Source organism: Rhizobium sp. WYCCWR 11146, from assembly GCF_013591995.1.
In the GTDB taxonomy this organism is placed as follows: domain Bacteria; phylum Pseudomonadota; class Alphaproteobacteria; order Rhizobiales; family Rhizobiaceae; genus Rhizobium; species Rhizobium indicum.
In genome coordinates, this window is the sequence record NZ_JACCEY010000016.1 from 79,187 (window position 1) to 90,569 (window position 11,383).

Consider the following 11,383-nt stretch of genomic DNA (forward strand, 5'->3'; position numbering starts at 1 on the left):
AAGTACCTACTTTAAGGTGTTTCTGCCGATGCCGCGCTCGATAACGAGCAGCCGGGCCGGACCGGATGCTACAGCCGATCGTCGCGCGATCATCACGACCTGCACGATCTCGACCATCCGTTCCATGAGACGGTCACCATTTGCGGTTCGATCGAAGGAATCGGCATGGTATCGAGAACCTCTCCGACGAGTTCGGGATCCAGAGAGCTGAGGTTGCCTGTGAGAACGGGCATCCCGAATGTGCGCAATATTTTCGAAAGGTCCGGCGCAAAGATTTTCAACAACAACCAGTTTCTGGATATCATTTTCTAAGTAGAAGGCGTTACATAAATGCGATCCAATGAAGTCGATCCAGTTTCTCACATCTTCTCGCCTCGTTACTTGAGAATATATTATTGTTATTACAGTGATCGAAGGTTTTGTATGGGCACGAAGTCCGGGGTGGGTCGGACTTTGGTCTGAGTTTGCGCGCGGAAACGGGCGGCATCGTAGTTCGACCATCCAAACCACGGCGCCCGCGCGCCTTTTCAGGCGGGCAAAGGATAGCGTAACATTTTGCCGGGTTTAGCGTCCGGAAGTGTCTTCGCCTGTTCCAACGGAAGTACCAACTCATTGGCGTACACGTCGACATGCTTTTCGCAGGCGGTGATATGACCAGCGCGAACGGAATAAGCCATATTTCGAAAGAGTTTATTCGTCGGGAGAAGGAAACTGGAGTAAAATAGCGAAGGCCGGAGGAGTGTTCCCGTCGACCGAAGGATCCGCTAAGCGTGGCTTTCGTCACCTCGCTGGAGAGGATGACCATGGGAGACGATCATGCCGAGCGGCGGCTGGTTGCAATTCTCGCCGTCGATATCGTTGGTTATTCAAGACTTATCGAGGATGACGAGGCGGTACGCTGGCCGCGATGAGGGCATTGCGCTCCGAAGTCTTCGACCCACTGCTCGCGGAATATCACGGACGCACAGTGAAGCTCATGGGCGATGGCGCGATCGTGGAATTTGGCTCCGTCGTGGATGCTGTCCTATGTGCCGTTGCCCTGCAAAAGCAGGTTGCAGCACGCCAGGCGGATATCCTGCCCCAACTCCGGCTTCTCTTCCGCATGGGCGTCAATCTAGGCGACGTCGTCGTAGAGGGCGATGATTTGCTGGGCGATGGGGTAAACGTCGCTGCTCGCCTGGAGCAGATATGTGAGTCCGGAGGGCTTTTTGTATCCGGCACTGCTTTCGATCATTTGCAAGGCAAGCTCGAACTGCCGCTTGAATTTATTGGCGAGCAGCATGTCAAAAACATCGCGCGCCCCGTACGCACCTATCGCGTGCTGTTCGATGGAAACGCTCCTCGTTGGCAGTTCAAAATCCGGCGTCTTCGCAGTTGGGGACCGCTCGCGGCGGTGGCTCTGGTTCTGGTGGCTGCTTTCGTTGCAATATGGCTAAGTCCGTGGACGACCAGTGCGGAAACGGCATCGATCGCTCGCATGGCACTCCCGCTGCCTGACAAGCCGTCAATTGCCGTCCTGCCGTTCGACAACCTAAGTTCCGATCCAGAACAGGCCTATTTCGCCGACGGCATGACGGAAGATTTGATCACAGACCTTTCGAAGCTGTCCAGCATCTTTGTTATCGCTCGAAACTCCACCTTCGCCTACAAGGGCAAGCCCATCAAAGTTCAGCAGGTGGCCGAGGAACTCGGGGTCCGTTATATCCTGGAAGGCAGCGTGCGCCGCCAGGGGAACCAGGTCCGCATCAACGCACAGCTCATAGACGCGCTCGGCGGCCATCATCTATGGGCTGACCGCTATAACGGCGCGATGAGCGACATTTTTACGCTTCAGGATAAGGTCATCGGCGAGATCGTGTCTGCGCTCACCGTCAAGTTCACAATGGCGGAGCGATCTCAGTCCGAGCAGGCGGAGACGAATAGCCCGCAGGCTTACGATGCTTTGCTGCAAGGCTGGGATCACCTGCGCCACGACGGCGAGGATGAAACCCTCAAGGCAATTCCCTTTTTCGAAAGGGCGATCGAGCTCGACCCCGGTTACAGCCGCGCTCATGCGGCGCTCGCTTCAGCGAATTGGAGGATTGCCGTTTCCAATTGGGAGGCCGCCAACCTTGGCTTCGAGAGGGCGATGGAACGTGTGGATCGGCACCTGGCTCTTGCGATTCGAAAGCCCAATTCGCTTGCCTATGCGATCTCCGCTGAGGTGCTGGCAAGGCAGGGCCGGTATGCTGACGCCTTCGCCAAAATCAGTCGTGCCATGGAACTCGATTCCAATGATCCCGAAAATCACCTCAGCAAAGCACGAATTTTGAACGCAACGGCCCAGGCTCCGGAAGCCGAACGCGAAGTGCAACGAGCCATGCGTGTCGATCCGCAATATCCGCCGAGCTATCTCAGGGTTCTTGCGATTTCACAGTTCCACCAGGAGAAATATGAGGAGGCGGTGAAGAACCTCGAACTGCTGGTGATCCGGCAATCAGACGTCAGTGAAGACTACGCCACGCTGGTGTCGAGCTTCGGCCACCTCGGGCGGACGGACGGCGTTCAGGAAAACATCGAAAAATACAACGCGCTCGCGGTTCCCGCCGGCTACTCGCCGCTGACGGTGCAGGAACTGGGATGGTACTGGTACGGCGACATTTTCAACTACGATACGACCTATCGCGAGCGCCTGAAGGAGGGCTTGCGCAAAGCCGGAGTGCCGGAGGGAGCGGGCACAGATATTTCCTATGACGAATACGCTCGCCTGATCGGCAAAAGCAACGGGGAATACAATATCAAGGGAGCCACTGAAATAGACGCCGCGACGGCCAAGCGGCTGCACGACCGCGGCGTCAAGCTCGTCGATGTGCGCACCGCTCTGAGCTTTGGTCGCGGGCATGCGCCTGGAGCCATCAACCTATCGGTCGTAGAGGTTTTGGCAAAGGACACGCTGTCGAAGGCCGTGAGCAGGGAGGAGGAAGTGATTTTCTCATGCCACGGCAAATATTGCGGCGATTCCGCCTACGCATCGGCGAAAGCCTTGGTATGGGGGTTTAAGAATGTCTACCACTTTGCCGGTGGTTTTCCCGCGTGGGAGGATGCTCACTACCCCATAGAGACCGCTCCGGGACAATAAGCGGATACCGTGCCTGAAGTCGCATGTCGTAAGAGGTGCTGCGCATCAAGCTCTGATGATTGATGTCAGCCCTCCGGGGGCGACGCAAGCCGGCTCGCATCGAACAGGCCTGTGGCGGCGAGCGGAATGATATCCTCACCTGATGTTGCGACATTCGCCTCCCGATGAACCGTGCGGGGGGAAACGCGAGGCGCGTTCAATCCCATCACCTCGCCGGGAGAATGCAGCGCCCATTTCATCAGCGCCGCGTCGGACGTCGATCCGAAGAAACTTGCTTCTTCCCAGGAAGCGGTCATCGGCAGGGAGGCGATCATATCGGCGCCCTGCCTGGAGGCCTGGTGTGCAACACGGAGGGGTTCGAAGCGCGCGTAGCCCGGCAATGCAGGCGCCGGTTTATCCGGAAGCACATCAATTGGGCCGATCGACGCAGTCTCCAGTTTGTCATCCACATCAGCGTCGTGCTTAAGGGCGGGAGGCCGCATCGCCGGTATCGGAATCGGCAAAGATGAAACATCCCCAGCGGACCGCTTGTCATCCCGCTCGACCGCGCCGGTCTGCAGCGCGAGCGCATTCACCGCTCGGCTTCGGGGCGTGGGTAGCAGCGCCGTCACGAGTTTATTGTCTGTGGTATCGCCGCTCGACCTGGTCGATGCGCCCACCTCTTCGTCTTCTCCAGCGGTGCTGGCGATCTGGATCGAGGTGGGGCCGCCGCGCTTCTTGTAGTTCGCAATCGCCTGATTGTATCCCGGCAGCGGCCGGCCATCGGCCGGGAGATGCATCGTCTGCCCATTCGGGAATATTCGAGCGAGTTCTTGCCGGGACATGCGGGGCCATGCCCTAACGTTACCGACGTCGAGATGCACGAAGGGCGATCCCGAGGTCGGATAATATCCAACACCGCCGCCCTGCATCTGCATTGCAAGCGCCCGCAGCGTCGAAAGCTTCACGCCGGGAACATAGAAATCCATCGCCTTGCCCAGCATGTGCTGGCTCTTCTTGGCGACGCCCGTGCTGCGCGAGCGGTTGCGGAGCATGTTGTTGGTGGTGGGCGAACGATAGGCGGAGACGATGTGGATGTAGTCCTTGCCGCCGCTGCGCTTGTACACCTCCCAGACCAGGTCGAGCAGCCTGGGGTCCATCCGGGTCGGCTCGTTCCTTCGCCAATCGCGCAGAAACCGATTGATCTGGGCGAGGCCCTTTGGATCGAACTTTCCGTCCCGCTTGTAGGTAATCGTGGCCCTCTCGCCCGTATGGGTAAAGAACAGCTTCAGGGCGCGATCTTCCGCCGAGGCAAATGATGCAGAACCGACAAGTGCCGGCAGCGCAAACAGAGCCGGCAGAATAGTCTTCGCGACGAACCGTTCCGCACGCGACAGGAGCGTGGCAATTCGGCCCAAGGCTCCGCCCGATAATCCTTGCACTGGATACTTCAACACGAACAATTCCGTCCTACACCAAACACTCGACGGTGTGCGGGGATCTCCGCATCCATCACGCTCAGTAAAGCCAGCTTATGGTCAATAAATTCCTAACGAGGGGATGCGGAAGGTTGGTGAGTTGAGGATGCGGGCCACCACCCGAGGCGAATTGCGCCCCTGCGCCCATTCATCGGAGCCAAGCACAAATCCGCTTCCACGAGCGTGACGTACTGGTGACCAATCGCGGCCGCATCTGCATGTACCGCAAGAAGATCAATATCTTCACAGTCATGGCCGGCCAGAGGCTCGACATCGAGGAGGTCGATGACGGCGTTTGGCTCGTCAGCTTCATGCGCTATGATCTCGGATATATCGATCTGGAGCAGAGGACTTTGCAAACCATCGACAACCCGTTCGGCACAAGGTTGTCACCCATGTCTTGGGGACGTTCTGTTACCTATGTCTCCGGTATGTACAGGCAGATTTCCGGAACGATGCGGCGGACTCGGATACCCGACAATTAAGTCACCATTGCTCGCCCAGGCGACGCCCTGTAGTCTCGTCGTCTCACCGACAGGTCGTTAGTGAAACGCATCGATTCCATGGCAATTCTCTTCAAAACCACAATCAGCGAAAACTCCGCATTCGAGATGATCGAACGGTCACTGTCAGGCGTTTACCAATATGACGGTTACCTCAATGTAGTTAGCGATGCGGGCGAGACGGCATTGTCTTGGGGTCCGGCAATGCATGCCGAAGAGTTCAAGGCAGAGGTCAGCCAAATCCTACGGCAGACTTGGGATGCTGCCCGCTTCTGGGTCATCTATGAGCGCCGCGAAGACCGGAAGGATCCAGAAGGGACTGACATCCGCAACGCCGCTTTCCGCCTGACGCGCGGATACAGCGGCGTTATCGTTGTCACGCTCAGTCTCCTTGGGAAGCGCGACAGCGCCAATGACCTGGAACTCGTCTTCGTCTGCTTCGAGCAGGATTTTCACAGGAGGAATTTTCGCGTGCGCTACGAGGGTAAGCCGTTACCAAACCAGGATTGATCTTGCTCGAAGACGTGTTGCTCGCGCGCGCGACCGTTCTAAGTTCGATTTGAAGGCGAGGGCAGGGGCAGGAGAACTGGGCGACCATCGCTTCTCTCATGGAGACCTGCAAACTCAATGCCGTCGATCCGCCGACCTATCTGACCGCCACGCTCACTGCCATCGTCAATGGTCACAAGCAGAGCCGTATCGATGAGCTATGCCGTGGAACTGTCCGGTTGAAGAGCCGACCACGGGCTGGTCAAATCCTGGCGGTCTGGGCGTTCAAATTCGCGAGGAAGCCGAGGAAATGACAGACTTCGACTTTGACGACGGCCCACCTAAGATGCGATGGAACTGGCAACACCATCGCACGCAAGATGCTCCGACAGATTACCTATGCCCATGATCAATCGGGAGGTTGGCCGCCCGCGAACCGTCGGTGCCGAGAGTTAAGGGGGATTCCCGAAAACGAGTTTGAAAAGGGTGCTCCGGATCAGGGGCAGACACCCTTTTCGTGCCGAGTTTTGCAGTCTCAGCGGAACGGAAATTAGCAGAGAGATTGCTGTCTACCATCGGACCGAAGTCCGACTCACTCGCAATAATTCGTTGATGTCAGTGCCAAGGTGACACCATCAATCAATCCGTCTCTCGATCCGTTTGCATGCCCTGCTGACGATCGTCCAAGAGTAGAGCCGGAAGAGCCATTGAACAATTGGCCGGGAGCTTCGCGCTGATAGACAGGCAACAAAAAAGGCCGGGGCGAAACCGCACCGACCTTCTCGACATCGCTCTCCACACCAGTGCCAGTACATCCGTGGTCAAAAGCAGATAAGCGACTTCGGCAGTCGCGAACACTCACGTGGAGCGCTCACCAGCAACGCCGATGAGCTGTAGATAGCCGATGATAGTGTCGATTTCAAGAGCGGGAAGGGGACGCGACGATCTTCTAGCCGGCATCACCCGAAACGACGCCGGGGAAAGGCGATGCGAAGCGCGTTTGCCAGATCAAGTCATCGTGCGACGTTCGCGTGGCCCCGAGCACGGTAGGCGCCACCCAAGCTCAGTTCGCGGAAAAGTCGATCTGGACTGGAACAGCTCTAATGCAGCACTGCAAGCTTCGCCTGCCTCTTCACAAGGCCTTCGACGGTACCAACTAGCCTCGCGGCCCGCCGCTGGACGTGGCCATCGACGTCCTATCACTCCGGCAATCCCGTTCCCAACAGGCCCTGTCTGAATTTCTCAGTCTGTTCGGCAGTTTCGACAACGATCCCTCGCGCCAAAAACTCCCCGATCGTCAGATCTGGATGATTTTCGCGAACGCTTTTGGCAAGTGCGGCAGCTTCCTGGGAGCGGCCCGCCATAGACAAGCAGGCGATCATTCGGGTGCTGGTATACTTTCCGGGGTTCGGTAGCTGCTTTAGCGCCGCTAGGGCCTGCTCGTAGTCGCCCTTAAAATAGAGAAGATTACCCAAAACTGCGTGATACCAGTGAGGCGGGTAGGGGTTGAGCCGCATCCCTTCTTCGACCAAGGGAAGCGCTTCGTCCATACGGTTTCGCCTTGCCAGAAGTCCGCCGAGCTGGACCAATGCATGGGCGTCACTGGAATTGAGCTTATATGCCAGGCGGAATTCTCTCTCGGAGTTGTCAAAATCCTTCAAGTAAAGGTGAGCGAGCCCGAGTACACGATGGGCGCCAGCCTCTCCCTCGTCTAACTTTACGGCATGACGAGCGAGGGCGATCCCGTCGCGAAGTACAGCCGCCGGCGCGTTGGAATAGCCGCCGACCGCTATCCTCGCCAATGCAAGATGAGAGTGTGCCAGTGCAAAGCCTCCGTCGCCCGCAACCGCTGCTTCGAACATCTCCACTGCCTTGACGTTGTCATCCGGCTCGTAGCCTCTGAGATGCACGAGCCCTCGCAGATAATATTCGTAAGCAGCGAGGCTGGTCGGCGGCCGCCGGATGGACTCTCGATAATCACAGCTTTCGATTTGGCCCGCGAGATTTGCGACAATCATTTTCACGATCTCGTCCTGGATGCTGAAGATATCTGCCGCTTGCCGCTGATATTTCTCAGACCAGACCAACCGCTCCGTGTCGGCTTGGATCATCCGTACCGTGATCCGAACCTCGTCTCCCGACCGACGCATGTTGCCTGTTACGAGATAGTTGGCGGCGAGCTTGCGCCCAACTTCCTTTAAACCCTCCGAGCGATCACGGAACGCAAACGCTGAGGACACCGCAATCACCGACAGACTCCTGAATCTTGCCAGACCGGAGATGATGTCCTCAGTAAAGCCGTCGACGAGGAACTCGTTCGCTGCTTCATCTGCGCTTTGGAAGGGAAGGACGGCGACGACGGTTCGAATTGACTGCTCTATTGTGGGAGTGCGAGGCCAATGCCATGCACGCACCGGCCTGGAAATATTTTTCAGATGTAGCAGTCCTCCATCTACAAACAGCCGCTGCAATTCCTCTGGAAGGATGTCGTGCGTTGTTTCTGAGATGCAGATGCCATCCGGTAACGCGTGTTGTTCGAGGCGCGCCGCAACATTCACGCCGTCGCCGAACACATCGTCCTGAGTGATCATGACCTCGGCGTAGTTTATACCAATTCGAATTCGAAGAGGATCGGTGCCACTGGCAGCTACAGCCTCGCTGGCCAGCAGATGCTGTACCTGCAACGCCGTCGAGATGGCGACGGCCGGGCTTTCGAATATCGAGAGCAGGCCATCACCCATAACTTTGATTGTCCGACCGCCACTCTTGAGGATTCGAGGCTTGAGGATCTCTTCTTGCAAGCGACTCACGCTTGCCAGGGCTCCTTCTTCGTCGGCTTCCATCATGCGCGAATAACCGACAACGTCCGCCGTCAGGATGGCCATCAGTCGTCTGGTGGTGGGCGAAGAGGACATCTGTGACAAATCCCGAGTAAACGGCAAATGCTTCGAATGGAATGTACAGTCTTACGGCACTGATGTCATGCAGCGGGAGGGATAACGCTCCGCAACCCAGCATTGGTTGACCTGCCATTTACGCCGCCTTGGGGGGAAGATGTTGCTCTGCTGCCCTTAAAAGGCTCAGGCGCAGAGCTATCGCGGAAAAAATACCAAACCTCTGCCCGTAGGCGCAAACCTACGCGGGCTTACTAGGCGCATTTTTGGCTAGGGGCAGTCTTCAAAACGGTGGCGCACCCGACAGGATTCGAACCTGTGACCTTTGGAATCGGAATCCAACACTCTATCCAGCTGAGCTACGGGTGCATGCCGAAGGCGGTTTGAATCGCCTGTCCGATGGGTGGTTCTTAGCCTAGCTTGCGGCTGGCTTCAATCGCGAAATTCTCAGAAATACGGGTGCTTGTGGTTTCCAGGGTGTTTTTATCCGTCAGCCTGGGGAACGCTACATAAAAAAAACTCCGCCGGCCTTGCGGGCGGCGGAGTGTTGTTGTCGCGGGCTGTTGCCTTGCGGCGGTCAGATCTGCATGGCGCCTGGGCCGGGGATTGCCTTTGGCGGCACCTTGCCGAGGATGATCATGCCGAGGACTTCGTCCTTGGTCACATCCTCGGTGCGGGCGTGGCCCACCACCTGGCCGTTCTTCATGACAGAGACGCGGTCGGCGAGGTCGAAGACGTCGTGGATGTCGTGGCTGATGAGGAAGATGCCGATGCCTTCCTTCTTCAGCTGCTTGATCAGCTCGCCGACCTGCGCCGTCTCCTGGGGGCCGAGGGCTGCCGTCGGCTCGTCCATGATCAGGATGCGGGCGTTGAAGAGGATCGCACGGGCGATCGCCACCGATTGCCGCTGGCCGCCCGAAAGCGCCTTCACCGGCTCCTTGAAGCGCTTGAAGTTGGGGTTGAGCCGCCCCATCACCTCGCGGGCCGAGGCCTCCATCGCGACGTCGTCGAGCGTGCCCCAGCGGGTCTTCAGCTCGCGACCGAGATAGAGGTTGGCGGCGGCGTCGACATTGTCGGCGACGGCGAGCGTCTGGTAGATCGTCTCGATGCCGTATTTCTTGGCATCGCGCGGATTGCGGATGTCGGCAGGCTCGCCATTGATCAGGATCTCGCCGCCATCACGCTTGTAGGCGCCGGAGAGGATCTTGATGAGCGTCGACTTACCGGCGCCGTTGTGGCCGAGCAATGCCACGACTTCGCCGGGGTAGAGATCGACCGAGGCATTGTCGACGGCGTGAATGCCGCCGAAGGAGATCGAGATGTTTTTCAGTTCCACGAGGGGAGTGCGTTGATCAGCCATGTTTCGGGCTCCTCTCACTTGGCACGGGCGCGGTAGACGGTGTCGAGCCAGACCGCCACGACAAGGACGGTGCCGACGACGACGCTCTGTAGCGGCGTATCGACATGCGCAAGCACCATGCCCGACTGCAGCGACTGCATGACGAGCGCGCCAAGCATGGCGCCGGCGATGGTGCCGGTGCCACCCGCCAGCGACGTTCCGCCGATGACGGCGGCGGCGATGGTGTAGAGCTCGTCGAGCGTACCCTGCGAGTTGGTTGCGGCGTTGAGGCGGGCGGTGGAGATTGCCGCTGCAATGGCTGCGAGAATGCCCATCAGCGCGAAGATGCGCACGGTGACCCAGCGGGTCTTGATACCGGCGAGCTCTGCCGCTTCGGGGTTGCCGCCGATCGCGAAGACATAGCGGCCGAAGCGCAGCCGTGTCGCGATGAAGGTCATGATGATGCCGACGACGATGGCGATCAACACCGGCACGGCGATGCCGTAGGGGATATCCAGGCCGGTTTCGGGCCAGGGAATATTGTTGGTCTCGGCATATTTCTTGGCGATGTTGATCGGCCAGTAATAGCTGTTGGCGATCCAGACCGCACCGAGGATGAGCACGCAGCTCAGGACGGCGAGGAAGTATTCAGCCCACATCGGCCGGCGCGGGAAACCGAAGCGCCGGCGCTGCCGGCGTGAGCCGACGATGCTGGCGATAACGAAGAGGCAGGCGCAGATGCCGACGATCCAGCTCCAGGTGGCGCCGATCGAGCCTTCGGCGCCGCCGCCCATGATGCGGAAGGTCTGGTCCATCGGGGCAACCGTCTGACCGCTGGTGACGAGCCAAGTGGCGCCGCGCCAGACGAGCAGGCCGCCGAGCGTGACTATGAAGGAGGGAACGTTGAGGAAGGCGATGATGATGCCCTGGAAGGCGCCGATCAGGCAGCCTGCCGCCAATCCGACCAGCAGCGTGATCGCCCAGGTGAAGGGGCTATCGAAGCCGATATATTCCGGCAGGATCTTGGCCTGCGTCACGCCCATGATCATGCCGCAGAGGCCGAGCACGGAGCCGACCGACAGGTCGATGTTTCGGGTGACGATGATCAGCACCATGCCCGTCGTCATGACGGCGATATCGGTCGTCTGGACCGAGAGGTTCCAGAGATTGCGCGGGGTCAGGAAGAGGCCGCCGGTGATGATGTGGAAACCGATCCAGATGATGATCAGCGCGCCGATCATGCCGAGCAGACGTGTGTCGATCTCGGTGGCGCGGAAGAAGCGGGTCACCGGACTGGCTTCCGCCGCTCGCGGTCCGCTTGATGTTGTGGATTTTACCATTTCGGCCATGGGTTTGCCGTTCCCCCACTTTGTTTGGACGGATGCGCCAGCGCGCTAGAGGCTGCCATCGGCGTCATGCGTCTGTTCTTCAACTCACCATCGCGATGCTTCCGGAAGCCGGTCGCGTGGCGTCGCGACACCCTTCCGGCAGGGAATGAAAACCCGCGATGGTGCGGCGAGGCGGAGAAAACTTCGTCGTTGGAGTTCTCATCCGCATCCGGCGCCGCAGCGGTGTTCCGCTGC

5 protein-coding genes, 1 tRNA gene and 4 pseudogenes are annotated in these 11,383 nt (G+C 58.6%); 4 read left to right on the forward strand and 6 right to left on the reverse strand.

The window, feature by feature from the left end; genetic code table 11:
- Positions 1–803: 803 nt before the first annotated feature.
- Positions 804–3,118: pseudogene (locus HX899_RS10360) on the forward strand (rhodanese-like domain-containing protein).
- A 65-nt stretch (positions 3,119–3,183) separates the two neighbouring features.
- On the opposite strand, the gene HX899_RS10365 reads toward HX899_RS10360, so the two are convergent.
- Positions 3,184–4,560, reverse strand: coding sequence for a DUF882 domain-containing protein (locus tag HX899_RS10365; RefSeq protein ID WP_138330288.1), 1,377 nt, complete (start codon positions 4,558–4,560; stop codon positions 3,184–3,186).
- A 188-nt stretch (positions 4,561–4,748) separates the two neighbouring features.
- Between HX899_RS10365 and HX899_RS10370 the strand changes: the two are divergent.
- The 3 genes and pseudogenes from HX899_RS10370 to HX899_RS10380 all read left to right on the forward strand — a co-directional run.
- A pseudogene (locus tag HX899_RS10370) lies at positions 4,749–4,961 on the forward strand (IS481 family transposase); the annotation flags it as partial.
- A 177-nt stretch (positions 4,962–5,138) separates the two neighbouring features.
- On the forward strand, positions 5,139–5,588 hold the full coding sequence (locus tag HX899_RS10375; RefSeq protein WP_138330681.1) for a hypothetical protein: 450 nt from the start codon (positions 5,139–5,141) through the stop codon (positions 5,586–5,588).
- Between the two features lie 65 nt (positions 5,589–5,653).
- A pseudogene (locus HX899_RS10380) lies at positions 5,654–5,808 on the forward strand (transposase domain-containing protein); the annotation flags it as partial.
- Positions 5,809–6,766: 958 nt separating this feature from the next.
- Here the strand turns inward: HX899_RS10380 and HX899_RS10385 are convergent.
- From HX899_RS10385 to HX899_RS34850, 5 genes and pseudogenes are all read right to left on the reverse strand, one after another.
- The gene (locus HX899_RS10385) at positions 6,767–8,452 is read right to left on the reverse strand and encodes an adenylate/guanylate cyclase domain-containing protein (protein ID WP_246697089.1); all 1,686 of its coding nucleotides are present in this window, start codon (positions 8,450–8,452) and stop codon (positions 6,767–6,769) included.
- A 301-nt stretch (positions 8,453–8,753) separates the two neighbouring features.
- A tRNA-Arg gene (locus tag HX899_RS10390) sits at positions 8,754–8,830 on the reverse strand.
- Between the two features lie 208 nt (positions 8,831–9,038).
- Positions 9,039–9,821 carry an ATP-binding cassette domain-containing protein gene (locus tag HX899_RS10395; RefSeq protein ID WP_003542059.1) on the reverse strand — a complete coding sequence of 261 codons (783 nt, stop codon included), beginning with the start codon at positions 9,819–9,821 and terminating at the stop codon, positions 9,039–9,041.
- Positions 9,822–9,835: 14 nt separating this feature from the next.
- Positions 9,836–11,149, reverse strand: a complete 1,314-nt coding sequence (locus HX899_RS10400) for a sugar ABC transporter permease (protein WP_017989150.1) — start codon at positions 11,147–11,149, stop codon at positions 9,836–9,838.
- Positions 11,134–11,383, reverse strand: a pseudogene (locus HX899_RS34850) (sugar ABC transporter permease); the annotation flags it as partial. The gene HX899_RS10400 and the pseudogene HX899_RS34850, both read right to left, overlap by 16 nt.

Excerpts from the sequence above, each read along its gene's own strand:
- HX899_RS10395 (WP_003542059.1), bottom strand. The coding sequence starts at position 9,821 with ATGGCTGATCAACGCACTCCCCTCGTGGAACTGAAAAACATCTCGATC.
- HX899_RS10375 (WP_138330681.1), top strand. The coding sequence starts at position 5,139 with ATGGCAATTCTCTTCAAAACCACAATCAGCGAAAACTCCGCATTCGAG.
- HX899_RS10385 (WP_246697089.1), bottom strand. The coding sequence starts at position 8,452 with ATGGCCATCCTGACGGCGGACGTTGTCGGTTATTCGCGCATGATGGAA.
- HX899_RS10400 (WP_017989150.1), bottom strand. The coding sequence starts at position 11,149 with ATGGCCGAAATGGTAAAATCCACAACATCAAGCGGACCGCGAGCGGCG.